The organism is Desulfovibrio sp. 86, from assembly GCF_902702915.1.
GTDB lineage: Bacteria > Desulfobacterota > Desulfovibrionia > Desulfovibrionales > Desulfovibrionaceae > Desulfovibrio.
This window is the reverse complement of record NZ_LR738849.1, coordinates 2481704-2504420: the sequence shown is the minus strand read 5'-3', so window position 1 is coordinate 2504420 and position 22717 is coordinate 2481704. Positions and strand designations below refer to the sequence as shown.

25 protein-coding genes are annotated in these 22717 nt (G+C 62.0%); 20 read left to right on the top strand and 5 right to left on the bottom strand.

The window, feature by feature from the left end:
• Positions 1 to 43: 43 nt before the first annotated feature.
• The 16 genes from DESU86_RS10225 to DESU86_RS10150 all read left to right on the top strand — a co-directional run bounded on the left by DESU86_RS10225 (position 44) and on the right by DESU86_RS10150 (position 14225).
• On the top strand, positions 44 to 1423 hold the full coding sequence (locus DESU86_RS10225) for a hypothetical protein (protein ID WP_232088329.1): 1380 nt from the start codon (positions 44 to 46) through the stop codon (positions 1421 to 1423).
• Positions 1423 to 2277: a GNAT family N-acetyltransferase gene (locus tag DESU86_RS10220; RefSeq protein WP_179980946.1), complete on the top strand. Its 855-nt coding sequence runs from the start codon at positions 1423 to 1425 to the stop codon at positions 2275 to 2277. Before DESU86_RS10225 ends, DESU86_RS10220 begins: the two co-directional genes overlap by 1 nt.
• Positions 2278 to 2279: 2 nt before the next feature.
• On the top strand, positions 2280 to 4226 hold the full coding sequence (locus tag DESU86_RS10215; RefSeq protein ID WP_232088328.1) for a portal protein: 1947 nt from the start codon (positions 2280 to 2282) through the stop codon (positions 4224 to 4226).
• Positions 4226 to 4570 carry a Bbp19 family protein gene (locus DESU86_RS10210; RefSeq protein WP_179980945.1) on the top strand — a complete coding sequence of 115 codons (345 nt, stop codon included), beginning with the start codon at positions 4226 to 4228 and terminating at the stop codon, positions 4568 to 4570. The genes DESU86_RS10215 and DESU86_RS10210 overlap by 1 nt, the downstream gene beginning before the upstream one ends.
• The gene (locus DESU86_RS10205; protein WP_179980944.1) at positions 4560 to 5240 is read left to right on the top strand and encodes a hypothetical protein; all 681 of its coding nucleotides are present in this window, start codon (positions 4560 to 4562) and stop codon (positions 5238 to 5240) included. The genes DESU86_RS10210 and DESU86_RS10205 overlap by 11 nt, the downstream gene beginning before the upstream one ends.
• A 61-nt stretch (positions 5241 to 5301) precedes the next feature.
• Positions 5302 to 5571, top strand: coding sequence for a hypothetical protein (locus DESU86_RS10200; protein WP_179980943.1), 270 nt, complete (start codon positions 5302 to 5304; stop codon positions 5569 to 5571).
• 49 nt (positions 5572 to 5620) lie between these two features.
• Positions 5621 to 6610, top strand: coding sequence for a major capsid protein (locus tag DESU86_RS10195; RefSeq protein WP_179980942.1), 990 nt, complete (start codon positions 5621 to 5623; stop codon positions 6608 to 6610).
• A 229-nt stretch (positions 6611 to 6839) separates the two neighbouring features.
• Positions 6840 to 7283, top strand: a complete 444-nt coding sequence (locus DESU86_RS10190) for a hypothetical protein (RefSeq protein ID WP_179980941.1) — start codon at positions 6840 to 6842, stop codon at positions 7281 to 7283.
• 246 nt (positions 7284 to 7529) lie between these two features.
• Entirely contained in the window at positions 7530 to 8120 is a 591-nt protein-coding gene (locus DESU86_RS10185; RefSeq protein WP_179980940.1) for a hypothetical protein, read from the top strand.
• A gap of 67 nt (positions 8121 to 8187) precedes the next feature.
• Positions 8188 to 9906 (top strand): hypothetical protein, encoded by a 1719-nt coding sequence (locus DESU86_RS10180; RefSeq protein WP_179980939.1) that lies wholly within the window; start codon positions 8188 to 8190, stop codon positions 9904 to 9906.
• Between the two features lie 9 nt (positions 9907 to 9915).
• Complete coding sequence (locus DESU86_RS10175) at positions 9916 to 10272, top strand: tail fiber assembly protein (protein ID WP_179980938.1); 357 nt, start codon at positions 9916 to 9918, stop codon at positions 10270 to 10272.
• Positions 10273 to 10284: 12 nt separating this feature from the next.
• On the top strand, positions 10285 to 12378 hold the full coding sequence (locus tag DESU86_RS10170; RefSeq protein ID WP_179980937.1) for a hypothetical protein: 2094 nt from the start codon (positions 10285 to 10287) through the stop codon (positions 12376 to 12378).
• A gap of 132 nt (positions 12379 to 12510) precedes the next feature.
• A complete protein-coding gene (locus DESU86_RS10165; RefSeq protein WP_179980936.1) occupies positions 12511 to 12969 on the top strand; it encodes a GNAT family N-acetyltransferase in 459 nt (152 codons plus the stop codon).
• The gene (locus tag DESU86_RS10160; protein ID WP_179980935.1) at positions 12969 to 13544 is read left to right on the top strand and encodes a hypothetical protein; all 576 of its coding nucleotides are present in this window, start codon (positions 12969 to 12971) and stop codon (positions 13542 to 13544) included. Before DESU86_RS10165 ends, DESU86_RS10160 begins: the two co-directional genes overlap by 1 nt.
• Positions 13545 to 13668: 124 nt before the next feature.
• The gene (locus DESU86_RS10155) at positions 13669 to 13881 is read left to right on the top strand and encodes a DUF4417 domain-containing protein (protein ID WP_179980934.1); all 213 of its coding nucleotides are present in this window, start codon (positions 13669 to 13671) and stop codon (positions 13879 to 13881) included.
• Positions 13881 to 14225, top strand: a complete 345-nt coding sequence (locus tag DESU86_RS10150; RefSeq protein WP_179980933.1) for a hypothetical protein — start codon at positions 13881 to 13883, stop codon at positions 14223 to 14225. Before DESU86_RS10155 ends, DESU86_RS10150 begins: the two co-directional genes overlap by 1 nt.
• Positions 14226 to 14274: 49 nt before the next feature.
• On the opposite strand, the gene DESU86_RS10145 is transcribed toward DESU86_RS10150, so the two are convergent.
• The 5 genes from DESU86_RS10145 to DESU86_RS10125 form a co-directional block, all read right to left on the bottom strand.
• A complete protein-coding gene (locus tag DESU86_RS10145; RefSeq protein ID WP_179980932.1) occupies positions 14275 to 14715 on the bottom strand; it encodes a hypothetical protein in 441 nt (146 codons plus the stop codon).
• Positions 14716 to 14894: 179 nt separating this feature from the next.
• Complete coding sequence (locus tag DESU86_RS10140; RefSeq protein ID WP_179980931.1) at positions 14895 to 15332, bottom strand: hypothetical protein; 438 nt, start codon at positions 15330 to 15332, stop codon at positions 14895 to 14897.
• A gap of 67 nt (positions 15333 to 15399) precedes the next feature.
• Positions 15400 to 16092 carry a hypothetical protein gene (locus tag DESU86_RS10135; protein WP_179980930.1) on the bottom strand — a complete coding sequence of 231 codons (693 nt, stop codon included), beginning with the start codon at positions 16090 to 16092 and terminating at the stop codon, positions 15400 to 15402.
• Positions 16086 to 16781 carry a bifunctional adenosylcobinamide kinase/adenosylcobinamide-phosphate guanylyltransferase gene (locus tag DESU86_RS14400; protein WP_232088327.1) on the bottom strand — a complete coding sequence of 232 codons (696 nt, stop codon included), beginning with the start codon at positions 16779 to 16781 and terminating at the stop codon, positions 16086 to 16088. The genes DESU86_RS10135 and DESU86_RS14400 overlap by 7 nt, the downstream gene beginning before the upstream one ends.
• Positions 16778 to 18319, bottom strand: coding sequence for a hypothetical protein (locus DESU86_RS10125; protein ID WP_232088326.1), 1542 nt, complete (start codon positions 18317 to 18319; stop codon positions 16778 to 16780). The genes DESU86_RS14400 and DESU86_RS10125 overlap by 4 nt, the downstream gene beginning before the upstream one ends.
• Positions 18320 to 18605: 286 nt before the next feature.
• On the opposite strand from DESU86_RS10125, the gene thiD reads away from it, so the two are divergent.
• The 4 genes from thiD (at position 18606) to truA (ending at position 22574) form a co-directional block, all read left to right on the top strand.
• On the top strand, positions 18606 to 19406 hold the full coding sequence (gene thiD / locus DESU86_RS10120; RefSeq protein WP_179980929.1) for a bifunctional hydroxymethylpyrimidine kinase/phosphomethylpyrimidine kinase: 801 nt from the start codon (positions 18606 to 18608) through the stop codon (positions 19404 to 19406).
• Between the two features lie 570 nt (positions 19407 to 19976).
• A complete protein-coding gene (gene fliJ / locus DESU86_RS10115; protein ID WP_232088325.1) occupies positions 19977 to 20450 on the top strand; it encodes a flagellar export protein FliJ in 474 nt (157 codons plus the stop codon).
• Positions 20407 to 21789 carry a MotE family protein gene (locus DESU86_RS10110; protein WP_232088324.1) on the top strand — a complete coding sequence of 461 codons (1383 nt, stop codon included), beginning with the start codon at positions 20407 to 20409 and terminating at the stop codon, positions 21787 to 21789. The genes fliJ and DESU86_RS10110 overlap by 44 nt, the downstream gene beginning before the upstream one ends.
• Complete coding sequence (truA, locus tag DESU86_RS10105) at positions 21789 to 22574, top strand: tRNA pseudouridine(38-40) synthase TruA (RefSeq protein ID WP_179980928.1); 786 nt, start codon at positions 21789 to 21791, stop codon at positions 22572 to 22574. The genes DESU86_RS10110 and truA overlap by 1 nt, the downstream gene beginning before the upstream one ends.
• The last annotated feature ends 143 nt before the right edge of the window (positions 22575 to 22717 follow it).

The window sequence follows — 22717 nt, the reverse complement described above, 5'->3', positions numbered from 1 at the left end:
CGGCCCTCTCTGGCAGGCTGGCCCTGACTGAAATGTGAACCCTTTGAAAGCCCGTCTGATCCAGACCACACAGGAGGCTTCAACGCTCATGCCGCATGTCATTCCCTACAGTCCGCGCCCCCTGCAATGGCAGTTTCACGAGGAGCGCAAGCGCTTCTGCGTGCTGCTCTGCCACAGGCGCTTCGGCAAAACAGTGGCGGCGGTCAATGATCTCATCCGGCAGGCGCTTGTCTCTGGCCGTGAAGACTGGCGGGCGGCCTATGCCGCGCCCTTTCAGGGGCAGGCCAAGGCCGTGGCCTGGGATTACTGCAAGCGCTTTGCCGGAGCCATACCCGGTTCGCGCTTTCTGGAAAGCGAGCTTGTCTGCGTTTTGCCCACCGGGGGCCGCATACGGCTGCTCGGCACCGAGAACGCTCCGGCCCTGCGCGGTCTGTATCTGGACGATCTTGTGCTGGACGAACCCGCCGACATGCCGCGTCAGGTCTGGACGCAGGTTTTCCGGCCCATGCTGGCAGACCGTCTGGGCCGGGCGCTGTTCTGCGGCACGCCGCAGGGCACGGACAACCTGCTTTACGATGTCTGGCAGCAGGCCGGGGCCGATACGGAAGGGCTGTGGTCGCGCTTCCGGTTCCCGGCCTCGCTGACAGGCTACCTGCCCCAGACAGAACTGGCGGCCGCGCGGCGCAGCATGGACGAAGCCGAATACATGCAGGAATTTGAATGTTCCTTTGCCGCCGCCGTGCGCGGGGCCTATTACGCGCCCCTGATGGACGCCGCCGACCGCGAGGGCCGCATCATCCCGCTGCCCTTCGCCCCGGAACTGCCCGTGCACACGGCCTGGGATCTCGGCATGGACGACGCCACGGCCATCTGGTTTTTTCAGGTGGAACCTTCGGGCCAGTGGCGCTTTGTAGACTACTACGAAGCATCGGGCGAGGGCCTTGCCCACTACGCGGGCGTGCTGGCCCAAAAGGCGCGCCCGGCCGGGCAAACGCCGCTGGACGGCCAACCTGGCATGGCGGGGCGGGGCTTTATCTACGGCACGCATCTGGCCCCGCACGATATCCGCGTGCGCGAGCTGGGCACAGGGCAAAGCCGGTGGGAAAGCGCGGCCCAGCTTGGCATCCGCTTTACCCTGGCTCCGTCCCTGAGCCTGGCCGACGGTATTGACGCCGTGCGCCGCCGCCTGCCGCGCTGCTGGTTTGACGCCGTTTTTTGCGCGGGAGGCGTCAAGGCCCTCAGGGCCTACAGGCGGCAATGGCGGCCAGGGCAACAGGCGGCGGGGTCCGGCCCCCTGCACGACTGGACAAGCCACGCGGCGGACGCCCTGCGCTACGCGGCCACGGGATTCCGTCCGCCACAGGACGCGCATGGCGGCCAGCGCCGCGCCAAAACCCATTACGATGTCTTTGGAGGCTCCTGATGCTTTTTACCTACGCGCCAAGCGTCAGCCAGGCCCAGCGGGACGCCATCTTTTTACGCATGCAGACCGAGGGGCTGCTTGGCTGCGCCATGAGCGCGCTCGCCGCGCCCACTCTGGCGGACTGGCGGCGCATCACCTCGCCCCGGCGTGGACTGCTGCTCTGCTGCCACGCTGCTGAAAGCGGCGATTCCCTGGGGCATTTTGCTTTTGAAACAGTCCCTGTTTCAACGCATCATTCTGGCGAAAAACAGAGCGGGCCTGCGGCGCAACCCGGCGACGGCCCGACGGCCAGTCCCGACCCCGGCACGGCGTCCATGCTGGGCTGCGCCCTGCTCGCGCCCCGCCGGGGCAAGGTGTGGGAATTTGACTTTACCACATTTCGCACTGCCGCGCGGCTGGCCGTACGCATGGCGCACGGCTGCCTGGCCTGGGCATTCGCCCATCTGGACTGCGCCGCCATTGCGGGCCTGTGCCCCGCGCCCAACCGCCACGCGTGGCGGCTGGCCGAAGCCTGCGGTTTTCGCGTCATGGGCCGCCTGCCGCAAGCCTGCTGGCACGCCCGCAAACAATGTCATGTGGACGGCGTGCTGGTGCTCTGCACGCCGCGAGATCTTGCAAAACATACAGCCAGGGAGGCCGTTATGGGTTTTGGTGGAGGTTACAGTTCCCCCAGTATTCCTGAAGTTACCCCCGCGCCCAAACCGGAGGTGCAAAAACCTGTTACAGAGGCTGCCACCGCCGCCCGTCAGGCGCAGAAAGACAAGGCCAGCAAGGCCGCGGGCATCAACGCCTCGGTGTACACAAGCCCGCTCAACCGGGCGGACGCCGCTCAAAAAACACTGTTGGGGCAATAGTCGTGTTGCGGCTATCCCACAGTACGACACTGCCCCCACCGTCCGGGGCCGTCGCTGAACACGCGGACGGCGAGCGGGATCATCCGCCGGTGCGCGCGGACGTGCCTGCCCTGGCCCGCAGGTATCAGGCCCTTTTGCGCCGCCGTTCCCCCTGGGACACGGCATGGCAAAGTCTGGCCGACCACTTTTTGCCCACGCGCTGCCGTCTGCGGCAGCAGGGGCAGGAAGATCAGGAAAGCCCCATGCTCAACAGCGGCCTTGTGGACGCCACGGGCATTCTGGCCATGCGCACCCTGGCCGCCGGACTTCAGGGCGGCCTGACCAGCCCGGCCCGGCCCTGGTTCCGCCTTGGGCTGGACGATGCGGATCTGGCCCGCAGCCGCCCCGGTCAGGCGTGGCTGGACGAAGTGGCCACGCGCATGCGCGCCGTCTTTCACCGCAGCAACTTCTACAACGCCATGCACACGCTGTATGCGGAACTGGCGACCTTTGGCACGGCCTTTACCTTTGAACTGGCCGATCCCACGCAGGGCTTCCGCTTTATGCCGCTCTGCGCCGGAGAATACGTGCTGGACTGCGACGCCGCCCGCAAGGTGGACACGGTTTTTCGCCGTTCAAGCATGACCCTGCGCCAGATCGTGCAGACCTTCGGCCTTTCCGCCCTGCCCGAATCCCTGCGCGAGGCGGCCAGCCGCAACGCGGACGAAAGGCGCAGCGTCATCCAGGCCGTGTATCCGCGTGTGGACTGCCAGCCCGGCATGCTCGCGGCCATGCACATGCCCGTGGCCTCGGTCTACTGGCTTGAGGGACGCGACGGCGGCGAACATCCCTTGCGTGAATCGGGGTTCAGGCATTTTCCCGGTTTCGGCCCGCGCTGGGATGTGGCGGGCAATGACGTCTACGGGCGCTCGCCCGCCATGGACGCCCTGCCCGACTGCCGCATGCTGCAACAGATGGGCATCACCACGCTCAAGGCCATCCACAAGGCTGTGGACCCGCCCATGAGCGTGTCGGCGGGCTTGCGCTCCGTGGGGCTGGATCTGACCCCCGGCGGCATCAACTATGTGGACAGCGCCCCCGGCCAGAGCCCGCAGGCGGCGACGCCGCTGCTGCAGGTCAACCCCGATCTGTCCACAGCCCGCCGGGCCATGGAATCCGTGCAGAACCAGATCAGATCAGGGCTCTACAACGACCTTTTCAAACTCATTCTGGAGGGCCGCAGCGGCGTGACCGCCAGCGAAATCGCCGCCCGCGAAGAAGAAAAACTGGTTCTCATCGGCCCGGTGCTGGAACGCCTGCACGACGAACTCTTTATCCCGCTTATGGACAGAACGTTTGAATGCATGCGCGAGATGGACATGCTGCCGCCCTGCCCGCCCGAACTGGCCGGACGACGCCTCAAGGTGGAATTCGTCTCCCTGCTGGCGCAGGCGCAAAAGCTGGTGGGCGTCAGCGCGGCGGATCAGTATCTGGCCCTGACCCTCAGGGCATCCTCGGCCTGGCCCGAAGCTCTGGACACCCTCAACGTGGATCATCTGCTCGACAATTACGCCGACAGCCTCGGCCTGCCCGTGAGCCTCACCCGCTCCCTTGAGGAACGTGAGCAGCTGCGCGCCGCCAGAGCCGATGCCCTGCGCGCCGCTGCCCTGACCGACTCCCTGAAACAGGGGGCGGACCTTGTGAAGCAGCTTGCCCAAAGCCCGCTCACAGACCCGCAAGGCAGGCAGGGCACGGTACTTGACGGTCTTGTGGCCCTGCTGGGGCGGGCGGCCCGGGCGCAAGTTGACGGCATTGGCGGGCCTTGCGGGGCTGCCGAAACTGGCCCAATTGGCGGCACCGGCGGAACTGGCGAAACTGGCGCAATTGGCGGTCAGGCGGCAGCAAACCCTGCCCCGGCCGCGCGCAGCATGGAAGAAACTCGGCGTGACAGGCCGCAGGAGACGCCCTGATGGACATATTCGCCCCGTACGAACAGGCGCACAGGCAGGAAGGGGAAGCCCGCCAACGGATGGAGGAGGCCGAGCGCCAACTGCGCGACGCCGTCAACAGCCTCATGGCCCAGCGGCAGGGGCGGCTGTTCCTTCGCTGGCTTGTCCACCAGTGCCAGTGCTTCTGCGCCCTGAACCTCGCCAACGGCGACAGCGGCGCAGCGGGCGCGCACGAGGCCGCGCGCCTGGCCTTTGCCGAGGGCCGCCGCTATGTGGGCATGACCCTGCTGCACCTTGTGCAACGCTCCGACCCCGGCAACTTGCCGAAACTGCTTGAGAACAGAGAGGACGAACATGACGTATGACGCTTTTACCACCGCATCGGCATCGGCACAGGACAGCGCCCCCGGCGCGGCGCCGGCAAACAGCCCGACAGGCGCAAATACCTGGCTCGGCGCATCGGGCGGTTTTGACGGGACGGCAAACTCTGGCGGGTATGGCGGCCAGCGCGGTCAAGGCGGCCATGGCAGGATGCCCGGCGGCGCGTCAGGCTCTGCCGTTGGCCAGAATTCCGGCCCCAATTCCGGCCCCAATACGGTGCATGGTTCCGCCCCAAAAGAGGGCCAGAACCCGGATCAGAATTCGGCCCAGAATGGCAATGACGCCACAGGGCAGGAACTGCTTAACCGCCAGATAGAGCAGCACATGCGCCAGCAGGAGGCCGCCCGGCATGAGCAATGGCAAAAGCAGGTCAGCCAGTGGCGCGAGGAGGTGGCGCAGGACCCGCAGCTTGGCGGCGTTCATATGGCCGCCAATGTGGCCCGCGCCCAGCTGGCTCTGGACCGCTTTGATCAGGGCAGGCACATAGGCAAGCTGCTTGAAGAAAGCGGCTATGGCAACCACCCGGAGGTATTGCGCTTTTTCAACAGGGTGGCTGACGCGCTTATGGAAGACAGCCTGGTGCGCGGCGAGCCGGGCGGCGGCATGCCCCCGCTTGAAGAGCGCATGTATGCGGGCTGGAGCTCGCGCAAGTAGCCCGCCCCCTCCGGAACTTACTGCTGTTGCACAGGTTTTTCCCGCCTGTCATCAGCCCGCCATGGGCGGTTCGGTCACTGGACGGGCAAACAACATCCAAATCCTGCTCCGGGCAGAAATCTTTTTACTGCACGCTCGCGGCTTCAGCAGACGCTCCACCACGGTTTCCAGTGGGGCTGCCTCCCTTCTTAAGGGAGCACTGATTAAAGAGACTCCTGGAAACGCGCAGTTATTGCGTTTGGCAAGGCGCGATCTTTTTTTGAAGCAGGAGTGGACTCTTCCGTCCTCGACTGTTTCAAAAAAAGCGAAGCAACGCCGCCAAACGGAATAAATCAGCGTTTCCGTAAATGTCCATTCACCTTTCTACATTCGAGGCAATCATGTCCAACTCTGCGGGTCTTGTGGTTTCTCTGGCGGAAATGGAACAGTTTTACCGTGGCGACAAGGCCGGTCAGATCATCGAACTGATGAACAAGACCAATGACATTATGGACGACGTGCTCTGGATGGAATCCAACCAGAGCGACGGGCACCTCACCCGCATCCGCACGGGTCTGCCCGAAGTCTACTGGCGCAGGCTCTATCAGGGCACGCCGCCCTCCAAGTCCCAATGGGGGCAGGTCAAGGAGGGCTGCGGCATTCTTGAGGCCATCATGGAGCTGGACGTGGAAGAGCTGCGCCTCTACGGCAGCCGCGACAAGGCATTTCGCATGAGCGAGGGCGTGTCCTTTGCCGAGGCCATGCGCCAGAAAGTGGCCGCCACGCTTTTTTACGGCAACAGCAACCTCAACCCCGACGAATTCAACGGCCTGTCCATGCGCTATCCCGCGCAGGACGCCAAAAACGTGCTGGACGCGGGCGGCCGTGACGAGGGCGGCTGCACCTCGCTCTGGCTCATTTCCTGGGGCGCGCAGGCCGTGCATGGCATCTACCCCAAGGGCAGCACCGGCGGTCTTTCGCACGAAGACCTCAACACTTACATGGCCCAGGACCCCGACGGCCGCAAGTATCAGGTGGTGGGCGACAAGTACAACTGGCGCTGCGGCCTGGCCGTGCGCGACTGGCGCGCCGTGGTGCGCGTGGCCAACCTGCCCCTGTCCACCCTTGGCAAACGCAAGGGACAGAGCGGTTTTGTGGACCTGCAAAAGCTGACCATCGAGGCCAAAAACCGCATGCCCCAGCACCTGCGCCAGAAAGCCGTGTGGTACGCCAATTCCGATGTGCTCACGGCGCTGGAACTACAAAATTCCGACGCTGGCAACGTCCAGTTGCAGTACGGCGAATTCTTTGACTCCAAGGCTGTTCCCGTGCTGCATGGCCGCCCCGTGCGCCAGTGCGACGCCGTGCTGGCCAGCGAAAGCGTTGTGTAACCAGATTTATGACGGTGAAGAAAACCCCGCACTAACGAAGTATCCCGTATGGCATATGATTGCGGACAGGGCCGCTGAAGCTCCTGCGCATCCGCACGCGACAATCACCACGCATCAATTGGCACGGGGAATCAGCACGGACAATCAGCACGGGCAATCGCCGCGCTGCCATCACCACGGACAATCACCACACTTCAACCGCCACGCCATAAGCAAACAAGGAGCCACCATGGCTATTATTGACCGCAATTCCATTCTGTTTGAAGGCCCCCTCACCGCCAGCGCCACCGGGCCCGCCGTGGCCCTCAACGCCCTCAAGCTGCCGGGCCGTATGGAGCCCATGCCCTTACGACTGTCCGTTACGCAGGGTTTCAAACCCGAAGAGGTGCAGTCCCTGACCATCGGGCTTGAAGAGGCCGATACCGCCAGCGGCCCCTGGACAAGCGTGGCCGGAGCCACGGTTAGCGTGTCCCATTCGTCGGAAAACCCGGCCCTGGCCGCCGGAGCCCGTCCCTATCACCGCTTTTTGCCGCAGGGGGTGCGCAAGGGCTGGCTGCGCCTGACGTTCACGCTCACGCCCGTGAGCGGCAAGAGCGTCACTCAGGGCAGCATCTTCGCCGCTCTGCTGCGCGAGGAAGATCTGCCATATGAAAAGGCGCTTATGGCTGGCTAGGGGCTGGCCTCCTCCACGGTGGTGTAATGTTGTAAAGACGCTGCCTCTGCCCCATCAGCATTGAAATGCTCTCATGCCATACTAAAATACAATAAAAGTTTTAGGGGGTGGGGGCGTGGGGGAGGAGACCCTTTTTCAAAAGGGTCCCTCCCCCACAAAAACATCCCATAGTGACAACAACATCCCACGCCTCCGGCTGGCCTGGCCGCCGGAGGCTTTTTTCATTCTTCACCCACAGGAGGCGACATGACCATCAGCCAGATTGACATCTGGAACCGCGCTCTTGGTTTTCTGGGCGCGCGCAGCGTGGCTTCCGAGCGTGAAAGCACGCCCGAAGTTCTGCAGTGCCGTTTGTATTGGGATTCTGCCCGGCGTCAGGTATTGCGCGATTTTCCCTGGAGCTTTGCCCAGCGCAGGGCATGGCTGGCCTTGCAGGCCCTGCCGCAGGGCTACGGGCCGGAATACCGCTTTGCCTACGCCCTGCCTGAAAACTGCCTCAAGGTGCACGCGGTGCGGCACGAGGGCATCTCGGACAGGCCCTTCTGCCTTGCCCTGAATACGGCGGGCGACGCCTCCCTGCTTTTGACAAACGCCTCGCGCGCCCTGCTTCTGTACACTGAAGACGTGCGCAACAGCCGTCTGTTTGACGATCTTTTCGCTCATATGCTGGCCCGCAAACTGGCGGCCCTTGTGGCCGTGCCCCTGCTCAAGGGCAATGGGCAAAAAGCCGCCGAACTGGAACAGCTTTACACAGCCAGCCTTCCTCCGGCGCGCGAGGCGGCGGCCTCGGAGCGCAGCGAAAAACCGGCGGAGGATTCCTGGCTTGCCACCCGCTAGAGCAGCCAACCCATTTCATTTGTAAGCTGCTCCAGCGGGCCGCACACATAACAGCGAGGATATATTTATGACCATGCCCTATAGTCCCAGCCGGGCCGTCTATGAAGGTAATGACGCGGCCACGCGCTTTCCCTTCAGCTTCAAGGTGTGGGATGCGTCACAGCTTGTGGTCACGCTCACTTCCCCTGACGGCGCGACCACTGAAGCCTCTGGATGGACAGCTGATATCGGCGCGTCCGGCGGCGAAATTGTCTACCTGCATGAGGCCGCGCCCCTTCCCGCTGGCTGGAAGCTGGCCGTCACCCGCAATATGCCCTTTACGCAGGAGGTGAACCTTGTCAGCGCCTCCCGCTTTGACCCGCAGGTCATTGAAGACGCTCTGGATCAGGCCACGGCGGAACGTCAGCAGACGCTGGAGATGATGCGCCGGGCCGTCATCCTGCCCGCCACCAGCGACAAATCGCCGCAGGATATGGTGCTTGAAGTGTACGCCGCCCGTGACGACGCGCAAAGCGCCAGCAGCGCCGCCCATGCAGCCAAGACAGCGGCAGGACAAAGCGCCGCGCAGGCAGCGGCCAGCGCGGCGGGGGCCTCGGCTGCCGTTGCGGCAGCGGCGGCAACAGCGGTTATTGCCGCAACGGCGCAGGCTGACAGGGCGCAGGGCGCGGCCAACGTCGCACAAGCGGCGGCCGGGGCGGCGGCAGACGATGCGCGGCAGGCCGTTGCCGCAGAACTCAACAGGGCCTCAAGCGAGGCGGACAGAGCGCAATCAGAGGCCGACCGCGCCCAAATGGAAGCCAACCATGCGCAAAATTTGGCCAATGTCGGCCCCGCCACATCTGATAAACTTGGCTTTGTTAAAATCGGCGAAGGTATTGCCGTGACGGAAGGGGGAATAATTTCTGTTCCCCCGCCGCCGGAGATTAAGCTAGCGACAAAATATGGTGCTGGAACGGTCATTGTTGGAGCTGGTCTTGATGTCTCAGGCCCTACTGAAGAGGGACAAGGCTTACCCGCCCCCGGTACGCTTTCGCTTGCTGCCCACTTGAATGAAAGCGGAGAAAAATACGGCAAGGGCGACAGTCAGTTTTTCGGGCACGTCAAGCTGGTCGATGACTTTGAGCAGAACGCCGATGCTACAAGCGGCATCTCCATTTCCCCCAAGGGAGTAAAAACGGCATTCGACAGACTGGTTGGCATTATAGGTGAACAGGTTATTACTTCCTCTCGTACATGGGTTGTACCAGAAACGGGCCGTTATCAAATAACGGCTGTTGGTGGAGGCGGCAACGGGGGTGCCGGGGGAAAGGGGGTAAGCGGCTACAATGAAGACCGTACATGGGAATTGCACGGCGGCGGTGGCGGTGGCGGAGGTGCTGGCGAGCGTACACAAATTACGCAAACCCTGACAAAAAACGCATCGTATGTACTTACTGTTGGCGGAGTAAGTGGTGCATCCTCTTTTGGAGGACTGCTTACTGCGCGTGGCGGTGGCGGCGGTGGAAATGGTGAACCCGCCACCGGTTGGTCTGGTGAGGAGCTTAGGGGTGGTTATGGCGGTGCGGGCGGAACATCCTACGGCAGTGCGGCTGGCGCTGGGTCTGCCTATACTTACTGGGGCGGCGGCAGTGGCGGCAGTGGAGCGACCTCCTATGACGGCTACTACGGCAATGGCGGCTCTGGCGGGGCCGGGGGGACAGCAGGCTGGGCGGCAGGCAGTTACCCGGGTAGCGGCGGTTCCGCAGGTCGTCAGGGCTGCATAAAAATCAAAATCGTGCCCGTATAGGGGGATACTATGACTACTTTTTACTCGCCAGATGGCAACCCCGAAATATGGGACGAGAAGCCTGCTAGCTATATCACTGTCGAAGAATGGGAAGCCGCCCGCGCAGCCGAAGCAGCCGAAGCCGAAGCGGCGCGCCTTGCAGAATATAACAGCGCCGCCGCCAGAATCTCGCGGCTGCGCACAAAGCGTGACGCCCGCCTTGCCGACACAGACAAGTATCTGCTGGCAGACTATCCCATCAGCTCGGAAAACCTGGCAAAGGTCAAAGCCTACCGTCAGGCGCTGCGTGACCTGCCCGCGCAGGAAGGCGCGCCTTTTGACGGAGGCGGGCATGAAACGCCGTGGCCCGCCATTCCGCAACTATAACCGGAGCACGCCATGCGCACAGCCCTGCAAAACTTCACGGGGGGCGAAATAGCGCCCACCCTTTCAGCGCGTTACGATCTGGCGCGGTACCGCAACTGCGTATCCTGCATGGAAAACATGCTCCCCGGCCTGCACGGCGACGCGGCCCGCCGGCCCGGCACCCGCTTTTTGGCTGACCTTGGCGGGTATTCCGTGCTTATCCCCTTCAGCTTCAGCGCCCAGGCCAGCCAGAATTTCGTGCTGGTTCTGGGCGACCACAGCCTGCGCATCGCCAGCGAGCGGGGGCTTGAGGACATTACCTCCATCGCTACGCCCTACAGCCCCGGTGAACTGCTGGACATCTCCTACGCACAGGTGGGGGACATCGTGTACCTCGCCCACAGCAATCACCCCCTGCACAAGGTGGTGCGCCGGGATGCGGACAGCGGCTCTGGCTCGGGCTCTGGCTCCGGGAGTTCAGGTTCCACTGGCGGGCATGCCGCGTACGCCTGGCATCTGGAGGCAGTGGCGCTCAACACGTCCCTCAAGCCGCCGTCCACGCCCTCGGTGACATTTTCCGGCACGGCGGGCAGCTATACCCTGCGCTACAAGGTGGCGGCCGTGGACGCCAAGGGGCGCGAATCCCTTGCCTCGCCCGCCGGGCAATGCGCCACGGGCCGCCATCCGTCCGACTGGGTGCAGGGCAACAGCGCGTCCATATCCTGGCCCGCCGTTGCGGACGCGGTGGAATACAATATCTACAGGGAAGAGGCGGGCTATTTTGGCTTTATCGGCGTTTCCGCTGGCCTCAGCTTCAGCGATCAGAACTATGAGGCCAATACCTCCGACACCCCGAAAGAAGACTGGAACCCCTTTGCCGACGGCAATTATCCCGGCGTGGTGACCTTTCACCAGCAGCGCATGGTGCTGGCGGCCACGCCCAAAAATCCGCAGGCCTTCTATATGTCGCGCGTGGGCGATTTTGAGAACTTTCGCAAATCCCGCCCCTTGCAGAACGATGACCCCGTGGAATACCTCATTGCCTCCGGGGCCATTGACGCCGTCACCTGGGCCGCCAGCTTCGGCGATCTGCTGCTGGGCACCTCGGGCAGCGAATACAAGGCCACCGGGGGCGACGGCACGGCCATCACGCCGGGCAACATCAGCATTACGGCCCAAAGTTACTGGGGCAGCGCGGGCCTCGCGCCCATAATCATCGGCAACTCCATCCTGCATGTGCAGCGCCACGGCGCACGCGTGCGCGACCTCTTCTATTCGCTGGAAAAAGACGGCTACGCGGGCAACGACCTATCCATCATGGCCCCGCACCTTTTTGAAGGACACACCATTTTGCAATGGGCCTATCAGCAGACGCCCGGCTCCACCATCTGGTGCCTGCGCGACGACGGCCTGCTGCTGGCCTTCACCTATATGAAGGAGCACGACATCTGGGGCTGGTCGCGGCAGGTCACCGCCGGACGGGTGCTTTCGGTGGCCGCCATCTCCGGCGAAAAGGGCGATACCATCATGCTGGTGGTGGAACGCCGGATAAACGGACAAAAGCGCATCTTTCTCGAACGCCTCGCCCCGCAGTGGCAGGATCACGAAGCCATTGAGGAAGCCTTTTTTGTGGACTGCGGCCTGACCCTGCGCCCGCAGCAGCCCGAAGCCAGTCTGGACGGCCTCAATCATCTTGAAGGGTGCGAGCTGGCCATTCTGGCGGACGGCAGCCCGGTGGAAGGCTGCGTGGTGCGCCAGGGCCGCATAAAACTGCCCTATGCGGCCAGCGTGGTGCAGGCGGGCCTGCCCTATGTTTCAACCCTCGCCACCCTGCCCATAGAACTGGAGGCCCCATCCGGCACAACGCTCGGCCGCCAGCGCGCCCACGGCACGTGCACCGCCCGCCTGTATCGCAGCGTTGGCGGCAAATACGGCCCCAGCAGAGAGGAACTCTACGACCTGCCCTTTTTGCCGGAATACTGGGGACTGGCGGTATTGCCCTATTCCGGAGACGTGTCCTTTGCCCCCGGCGGCGCCTGGGCCGCCTCAGACAACCTCTGGCTGATCCAGGACAGGCCCCTGCCCCTCCGGCTGCTTTCACTGGTGCTGGAAGTGAGCTTTTCCTGAAGCAGCCGTCACGCCTCCCCTGACTTGCGCGGTTGTCAGAAACCACGCCTTCCGCCATCGAAAAACCACACAATCAATCTGCCCATATCCGCCTGTTTACGGCATCTCCCTGAATCAACAAAGGAGAACACCATGCTGGCATTTGCCACCGAACCCTTCACCCAACTGGAGGCCGAGGCCCGGCCCCTCACCGCCGCGCACTGGAGCGAAGTGGAGGCCCCACTGCACGGAAACGCGGCCTATGGCCTGGACGCGGCACGCTACGCCCGCCTTGAAGACCTGGGCATGCTGCACGTCAGCGCGGCCCGCGCGCCCGATGGCGCTCTGGCAGGCTATGCGGCCTTTACCCTTGTGCCCTGCCCGCACCGTCAGGGCATGCTGCTGGCGGCTCTGGACGGTCTGTATCTGGCCCCGCTGGCGCGTGGCGGCTTCACGGCCCTTGGCCTGCTGCGCCATGCCGAGGCGGAACTCCGGCAACGCGGCGCGGGTCTTGTGCAGTACAGTTCCCCCGCCTCGCGCCCCTGTGACGCCCTCTACCGCCGCCTGGGCGCGCACCACACCGAAACCATCTGGCACAAGGAGCTTTGCTGATGGCCATTGCAACCAGTACAGCCGCTGCCATAAGCGCAGCCGTGGCTCTGGCCGGAGCCGCCGTGGGCACGGTCAGTTCCATCCAGCAGGCTGAAAGCCGCCGCCAGCAGGCTGAATACCAGTCCAAGCTGGCTGAACGCAGCGCGCAGCAGGCGGAACAGAGCGCCACTCTGGCGGATGATGCCGCCCGGCAGGAAAAACAGGCCGGGTATGAAGCTGCGGTAAAAAAACGGCAGGAGGCCGCCCGCATCATCGGCGGGCAAAGAGCGGAGGCGTCAACGTCCGGCGCGCAGGTTGACGCGGGAAGCCAGCTGGATCTGAACCTTGATGCCACGGAAAAAGGCGAACTGGACGCCCTGGCCCAGGAGCAGCAAGGCAATGCCGCCGCGTATAACCAGCAGGTGCGCGCCTGGAACCTGCGCAACCAGTCCACAGGGGCCGCCCTGAACGCCGAAAATTTCGGCAATCACGCGCAGACCGACTATCTGGGCCTGACCACCACCCTGCTCAACGGCGCTTCCCGCATGGGCCGCAACTTCTACACCCTTGGCACGCGCGGTCCGCTGTTGCCCTGAGCACGTGGGGGGGGAGGAAATGCTTTTGTGGGGGAGGGACCCTTTTGAAAAAGGGTCTCCTCCCCCACGCCCCCACCCCCTAAAATTTTTGTTCGGGTTTTACGGCTCTTGAAAAGGGGGAACCGTGGCCGTCAGCACCAATGGCCTGCTGCGCAACAAACTGGACAGAGAATATTTCAAACTGGGTCTGGCCCTTATGATTGAAAGGCTCCAGCCGCAAACCATCGTCAACTACAGCCGGATGCCGGACGATATTTTTGGGCCTTACCGTAATAACGGGCCAGAATTGATTGAAATACCATACTACGCATTTTCTGCTCGCAAGGAGGCCGCGTAATGGGTGGTGGACGTGGTGGTGGATTTTTTGCAGGAACAGACGGCTGGCGCGCGTCAGAGGCTTTTGCCAGGGGAACGCTGGTTGCTGAGGCCGCCCGGAACACGGCTACGGACGCTGGCGGCGGCTCCGGCGGGATACTTGATGCTTTGCGCCCGTGGTGGTCTTACCCGTATGGACATCCAGAAAAAACAAAAAACATTAAGCTGCTACAGGGACTTGTGAAATCTGGAGCGGAGCCATTATCAAGTGGCTTTAGAAATCTTTTTGATCCGCAGCTAGCCACAATAAAATACGGTGTTGAATTACTCAAAGAAGCAACCACCAATGGCAAAAAGAGTAGATAAATAAGATAATATGATTGAACATAAAAACCAAGCCATAGCGGTAACCCAGCTATGGCTTGGTTTTTATCATAGTGTTTTTATTAAAATACTTTCCAGAAAAGAAATATGCACTTAATATAAAGTATAAATAAACTACTGCCGCAAGAAATCCGTGATCAATAGGAACAAGGCGGTCTTTTTTGAACCAAAAAACATTGTCCACCGAGCCGGGCACTTCGGAAAAATTCGTTTTATCCGTACCACCAATAAAATTGAGCAACATCATAATTGCGCAATATGACAATATAAAGTTAACAGCTATCTCCAAAATTTTCTTGTAAAAAAAGCTTACCACAAGGGCAATGCCCACAAAAATTCGTATACATTCCGTCATGACCACATAAGCAAAAGATGCCTGTTCCCAATGCCCGCCGTACAGCCATATAAAGTGGTCAACAATAATAAAGGCAAGTAGTACGATTCTGTGGCGATTATCAACAGATATACGCATAGTCAATAACCTCAGGCGGCCTGTCTTTACAAAAAATCGTCAAAACCATTTGGCGGAACGCATTAGAACTCAACAAATGCACATTCTACCACAGATGCACCGCCCATGAGCATCCCAATAACAATAACTACATCTTTAACATATACCTATAGAAAGAATAAATAACATTTTTACAGGATTTATTTATTTTTTACAATAATTTCTGGGTCAATATATTTTCCAGAGAAAAAATATGTACTCAATATAAAATATAAATAAAAAACTACAGCCAAAAATCCGTGATCAATAGAAACAAGGCGGTCTTTTTTGAACCAAAAAATATTGTCCATAGTACCGGGCACATCGGAAGGTCTCACTTTATCCGTACTTCCAAAAATATTGAGCAGCATCATGATCACACAATATGCCAGTACGATATTGACACTAGGCTCCAGAATCTTTTTATCAAAAAAACTTGCCACAAGGGCCATACCCACAAAAATGCGTATACATTCCGTCATGACCACATAAGCAAAAGATGCCTGTTCCCAATGCCCGGCATACAGCCATACCAGATGGTCAAGGATAACAAAGAGCAACAGTACTATTCTGTGGCGATTATCAACAGATATACGCATCCAAGCCTCGGGCTGGTCTGTTTTTGCAGAAAATCGTTAAAGCCATCTCCGCTGAACTGCTCACGCCTCACTGCACGCTGCGGCTTTCTTCGGCAACCTGCCCCATAAGGGCTTCAAGGTTTTCAACAGCAACCAGCCGCCCGGTGCTGCCGCCGTCAAAATTCACTTTTCCGTTCACCCGGTAGCTTTCGCCATTGCCGTGATCGTAGACAGTAAAGGGCACCAGCCAGTCGCCATTTTTGGCGCGAGCCTCGCCCACCTGCCGAATTTCCTTGCGGCCAATGGAGGCGTCCGCGAACAGGGGGGCCAGCACGCCCTGAGCGGCGCGCCCTTCCACCTTGCGTCCGGCAAACGCGCCGGAACTGATGCCGTTGACGATAAAGGCGCGTGATTCATTGAGCAGAAGGGCGCGCACCGTGGCGCTGCCCTGCTCGCCGGATGCGGCCTGAGAAAACAGTATGGCCAGCATGGGCGGCAGATCGGCCGCTGCCTGCGGCTGCCTGGCCCGCCGCACAAAGATATCCAGAGCGGCAGCAAGGATGCCGTCCATATCCACAAGCTTTTCAAAAGCCGCCGTATCGGCGCTTTCCACGGCTTTGCCAGCCTGCACGACGCACTGCCGCGCGGCGGCGGCCGTGCCTGCCGCCAGTGACGGCGCGGCAAAACCCAAACACAGGGTCATTAAAAAAAGACACAACAATACCAGCGGCATGGCCCTTCTATGGGCTGTGCCGCTGTATTTGCGCGAGCAGTTCAACATAGTTCCTCCGGCAGCGCCCCCTTGAGAGCCAGGGGCAGGCCGCAACTGACAAAAACCACATGGTGACAGACCCGGGCCAGTTCCTGATTGGCCAGGCCCAGCACGTCATTAAAAGCTCGCCCCAGGGGCGACATGGGCACAAGGCCCAAGCCCGTTTCGGCGCTGACCACGGCCACGGGCACAGGGGGCGCGGCCAGGCGCTCCCCAAGGGCCGATACCTTACGCAAAATTGCCTCCTCGCCCTGATCGCGGGCAAGAAGATTGGCAATCCACAGGCTTACGCAGTCCAGCAAAATGACGCCCGGCGCGGCGCTTTCCGTCCCGCCTGGACATTCCGACATTTCTGGCCTTTCCGGCCCTGCCAACCCGTCTGGCCCGTCTGGTCCTTCCGGCGCTGTCGGGCCGTCCACTGCCGATGGCGTCTGTGAAGCGCGCACACCGCCAGTTTGTGTCGCCGCTGCAAAAAGACGGTCAAGGGCGGCGGCGGGATTCAGAGGTTCCTCAAGGCATTGCCAGCCAGCGCCGCGCATATCCTGATGCCGCGCCACACGGCGCGCCATTTCCTCGTCCTCGGCCCAACAGGTCGCCAGATACAGCCGTTGCGGGGCCACGGCTTCGGCCCAGCGCTGGGCCATGCCGCTTTTGCCGCTGCGCGTGCCACCCACAAAAAAGACGCAACGTGCGCTCAACGTCCCTGCCCGCCCACCTGAGCCGGAGAACCAACGGCCTCCGGGCGCGCTGCTGGCAACGTGAGGGCCGGGCTTGCATGCGGCGCGGTTGGCGCGGCGGGAACAGCCGGGGCCATTCCCTGAGACGGAACCTGCGCCGGGGTCGGAGTCAGTACTGAAGCAGGAGCAGGCGCTGACAACGCGCCATTGCCTGCGGGCGGCGTCAGCCCCTGCGTCGCGCCCGGTGCTGCTCCCTGCCCGGTCATTGAGCCGGAGTACACGGGTTGCTGCGCTGCCCCTGGGTAGGAAGCGGGCGCGCCGTTATGCGGCGCGGGCGAACCGTTGTGAGAAGCGGAAGATCCATTGCGTTGCACTGGCGCGCCTGTGGCGGCCTGTGCGCAACGCCGGGAAAGATCACGCAGGATGCCCGCCGATGTCTGCACCGAGGCCATGGCCTGCGGGTCCTGCTTGAGGCGGCGGTCAGCCCAGCGGGCCACAAAAATAAGCTCGTCATCGTCCATAGTCTGTCCGGCCCCGCGCCGGACGGCGTTCACCAGCGCCCGTTGCGCCACGGCCTGCTCTTCAAGGGAACGGCGAAACCGTGCCCCGAGGCCGTCCACACGCAATTGGGCCGTGTTGATCTGGGCCTGCGAAGCCTTGGCTTCGCGCAACTGGTCGTATTCAAATGTCGCCTCGGCCATCTGGCTGTTGATGCCCACCGTGTTTTGCGCCGCCGCGTCCATCTGGCGCAGGCGCGCGTCAAGGTCAGGCGTGGCGGCAACGCCTTCAAGCGCTCCGGCAAGCATTACAAACTTGCCAGCCAACGCCATATACAACTGCTGCGTCTGCTCGGCGTTGAGATCCCTGGCCCTGGCTTCACGGGCGATATCTTCCATGAAGCGGTCCACATACAGGCTGTACAGCCCTTGCAGCATGGTCGGATGAAAAGCATAGCGCAAAAGGGCGACCCTGCCCCCGGCGTCGCCGTCGCCAAGGCCGGTGAGCTTGGAACCGAAACGCTGATTGACGCTCTGTACCGAGGTATTGAGCGTGCCGACTCGCGGGCCGGGCTTGAAGCGCGAAACCAGATATGCCGCCAGATTTTCCACAAATTGCGGGCGCACGCGGCTGTCTTCCGTAACGCGCGGGGTCAGACCTGTGGGGGCCGCGCTGCCGTCCGGTCCGGCGGCAGTCCCGTTTCCGGGCATGGTCGCATCCGTGGGGCTGTTCACCGTCCCCTGCACATTCTGACCGGCCAGGGTGCCCGGCGCCGTATAGGGACTCACCACCGAAGGCGGAGGCGGCGGAGGCGCGTCACGCAGGACGTCGCCCACGCCAGCCAGGGGCGTGCCGCTGGTGGCATTGTCGATGACAGCGGCAGCCTGATCGCGCCAGTGATCGCGCGTGTCTTTATCGCGCGTGAGCCAATAGGCGGCTCCGCCCACCAGCAGCACCGCCAGCAGGGCCAGAACCACCACCTTGCGCCCGCCCCTGCCCGGAGCAGGATCGGGAAGATTGACAATACCCGGCACTCCGGGTTCCTTTTTATCCAGTTTCATGCGCAACTCCTTCAACAGCGGCGTGCGAAAACATCTGATAACACAGAGACGCAAAACCCCGCGCAGGACGCTTTCGGCCCCGCAGGACACCCATCTGCGGGCTCTTACCGCTTTGCTGATGCTAGCATTGCTTTTCCGGGCTGTGAAGATATTTTCTAGACTCTCCGGGGCCGAAACGGTGGCGGAACGGTGGCGAACAGCAGCACATTGCACCCGGCAACAGGGCGGGCTATAGTGCGGCTCTGTTCGCTCTTACTGTCATCTACCTACTACCCAAGAGGCGCGCATGTTGAATCCCCCTAACATTCTCACCATTGCCGGCTCCGACTCCGGCGGCGGTGCGGGCATACAGGCAGACCTGAAAACCATTATGGCCATGGGCGGCTACGGCATGAGCGTCATTACGGCCCTTACCGCCCAAAACGGCCTGGGCGTCACGGGCATACACGCCCCTGATCCCGACTTTGTGGCGCTGCAACTGCACACTGTGCTTGACGGCTTTTCCATCGCTGCCGCCAAGACAGGCATGCTTTTTTCCGCTCCCATCATCAGGGCCGTAGCCCCCATACTGCGCCAACGCAGCTTTCCGCTTGTGGTGGACCCGGTTTCCGTAAGTCAGAGCGGCAGCAATCTTTTGCACAAAGACGCCGTCAGCGCCCTCATCAATGACATCATTCCCGGCTGCGACCTGCTGACGCCCAACAGGCCCGAAGCCGAAATGCTGACCAACACCACCATAGACACGTTTGAAGACGCCGCGGCCGCTGGCGAAAAACTGCTGCAAATGGGCGCAAGGGCCGTGCTCATCAAGGGCGGCCATATGGAAAGCAGCGTTGTGGTCACGGACTGCCTGTGCATCGAGGGCCAGGCCCCCAAGGCCTTGCCGCAGGCCAAGGTGGACACCATAAACAACCACGGCACGGGCTGCACGCTTTCTGCGGCCATAGCTGTGGGTCTTGGCAAGGGGCTGCCCCTGCAGGTGGCCGTGACGCGGGCGCAGGAGTACCTTAATCTCGCCCTGCGCCGCAGCTACACCCCCGGCAATGGAGTCGGGCCGGTCAACCATGCGGCGGCCCTCAACGTCTAGAGCTGGTAACGCATTTCATTGGTAACCTGCTCCAGGGGCTGTTTCTAAATAAATGATTTTGCGCCAAGGGCAAGGAAAACGGCTTTTTTTCGAAAGGAGTGTACTTTTCGGTACATGACGAGAGTAAAAAATGGCCTTTTGACGCAGCCAATTTGGACAAAAGAATTATTTGGAAACAGTCCCTGGCTGGCCAACATCTGCAAACCCTGCAGGATTGTCGGCATACAGGCGTGCCAGGCATTTCTTTGCATTTCCTATCGCTCGCTTTCCCTATCATTATAGATAGTAGGCAGCGCGATGACGGAGCGGCAAGGTCTGGCAAAAGCCCGTCACGGTTGCCCTCATGGCCGCCGTGACGTAAAGGCTTTTTGCCACGGCCCGCATCCCCGAGGCTGATGGTCTTTCGGCCGCACAGTGAAAAGCGGGGGAACAGGCCGCGCGAACAGATTCCCGCGCAGGTTTGCCCGCGCAGGCTGCCCGCGCAGATTACTCGCGCAGACGCCGCACGCATAAAATCGGTTCTCGGCTTGGCCCGCTGTTTGGCCCGCTGTTTGCAAATAACGAGAACGGATGCCCCGCAGGTGTCAAAAAAAAGGCGGTATGCGCGTGCCCTTCCGTTTCAAGATGCAAAAAGTGCTGGATTACCGGGAACAACTGGAAGAAGAGGCCAAGGTCAACCTGGCCGTCCAGCGCGCCCGGCTGGCCGAAGCTCAGGATCGCCTGGACAAAATCAAGGCCGAGCTGCGCCAGGCCGAAGACCGCCTTGTGGGCGCTGTTCTTATGGATGCCGCCGAACGCTGGGTGCTTGAGCAATACGTCAAAGGCCTGCGGGCCGACGCCGCGCACGAAGCCCTGCAGGTACGCATGCTGGAACAACTGGCTGAAGAAGCCCGCCAACTGCTGGCCGAACGCGCCATCGACAAAAAGCTGCTGGAAAAGCTCAAGGAAAGGCAAAAGCAGCACTATGCCCGTGAGGAACAATTGAAGGAGCAACGCACCAATGACGAAACAGCCACCCTCCGCTACAAAGCTCCGACTCTCTAAGCTGTTCCGCTGGCTGGCGGTGCTTTGCTTTATCAAGCTCTCCATGCTGTGCATGCTGCTTCTTGACGTGCCCCTGCCCACATGGCTTGGCGGCGCGCCCTCGCAAACGGCCTTTGTGCCTCCGGCGGACCCGCTTTCCGAGGCCGCTGTTATGGACAAGCTGACCGCGCTTGTGGCGGCCAGCCGTCAGGAAAACGCCAAAAGCGCCGAACCTGTGGATCTGCCCGCAACGCCGCAGCGCGCCGCAGGCGCATCCCCTGCGCACGTGGCCCCTTCCGCGGAACAGGGCGGGGCTCCTGACGCAGGTCGTGCATCCCAAAATTCGCCCGCTGACCGGCTTGCCAAAGACCAGGCCCATGCGCCGCAGGGCTCTGCCGCAGCCAAAATGGCGGCCGCCGCCCAACCGCGTGGCGCTGCCGCAGGGGGACGGGTACTGGATGCGGAGGCCCTGCCCTCGCCCATGATGCCAGCGGGAGTCTCCCCCATAAGCCATGCCGCCGAGCAGAAACTTTTCACCCCGCCCGACATCAGCCAGCCCGCACCTCTGGCCGCGCCCCTGGCCCAGCCGGGCGTCAGCGCGCCAGCGCAGGCCAGCCCTGACGCCACCACCACTGCCGCGTCAAAAACTTCCGGCGAGCACAGTTGGCTTGACGCCCTTGGCCGTTTGCCCATCCCGGCCCTTGGCAGCGTGCAGGCCGCCCACGCGGCCGCCCAGGATATGCCCGTGCCGCAGACGCCGCCCCTGGGCCAGACGACGCCCTTTGCGCCCGCCGCGCAGACCGCGCCCTATTCCCTGCCCGGAGTCCCGGATATTCCGTCCAACATCCCGCGCGGCCAGGGTACGGACGGCGCGCCCCTGCCGCCGCGCGGCGCTTCCGGCTTCGGCGATTCAAACGCGGGCAGCGTCCCCTCCCTGCCCATGAGCAGCCAGACAGGCGTGCCCGCGCCTCCGACGCCAACCGTGCGCCCGCCGCAAACGCCCACTGATCCCAATATCAAGGCGCAGGAACTGGCCCGCCAGCAACAGGACATTCTCATGCTGCGCCAGCAGATGGATCAGCGCCTCAAGGACATGCAGAGCGCCGAAGAAAAGATGAAGGGCATGATCCGCGAAGCGCGCGGCATTGAGGATGAAAAAATCCGCCGACTCGTGCTCACCTATACTCAGATGAAGCCCAAGGCCGCCGCCAAGGCGCTGGAAAGTATGGACGAACGTGTAGCGGTACGCATTCTCACAGGCATGTCGCCCAAGCAGTCGGGGGACATTCTCACCTACGTCAATCCGGCCAAGACAGCCAAACTGACGGAAATCATCACCCGCATGAAGCTGCCGGAATAATGCGCCTCAGACTACTCATTTCCTACGTGGGCACGGGCTACAGCGGCTGGCAGATACAGGAAAAGCCCAACCCCCCGCCGACGGTTCAGGGCGCGCTTGAAGCCGCCCTGCTCCAGATCGCGGGGCAGCACGTACGCGTGCATGGCTCGGGCCGCACCGATTCCGGCGTGCACGCGCATGGGCAGGTGGCGCATTGCGACGTGCCTGACGCCCGAGCGGGGATGGACTGGCGGCACAGCCTCAATGCGGTGCTTCCGCGCGATATCCGCGTTCTGGAAGCTGTGCGGGCGGCACCGGATTTTCACGCCCGCAAGGACGCCCTGCGCAAAACCTATGTCTATCAGTTCTGGCAGGATCGGCGCTTTATGCCGCCCCATCTCCGCCCCTTTGTGTGGAACTGCGGCCCGCTGGATCTGGACGCCATGCGCAGCGCCATTCCCTCTCTGCTGGGCACGCACGACTTTGCCGGACTGCGCAATGCGGGCACTGATGTGGAAAATACCGAACGCACCCTGCTGGACGCCCGTCTGGAACAGCTGCCCCCCTGCGAATTTTATCCGCCCCACGCTCCCATGCTGCGTCTTGCCGTCACGGCTGACGGCTTTTTGAAGCAGATGGTGCGCAACATGGCCGGTCTTCTGGCCGCCTGCGGCCAGGGCAAGATGCTGGCGGAGCAGATACCGGCGCTGCTGGCGGCTCATGACCGTCGGGCGCTGCCCTCGGTGACGGCCCCTCCTGAAGGGCTGGCGCTCGCCTGCGTGGAATACGCAACGGATCTGAACTGACAGAGGTTCGGGCCACGCACAATCCACAGTCATGAGCCAGATGCCCGCAACTACCCGCAAATACCCTCAGTGGCCCGAAAAATCGGCACACTCGATCCATCCTCCGGTTTTTCGGCCAGTGCAAAAAAATTATACCGCCGGTA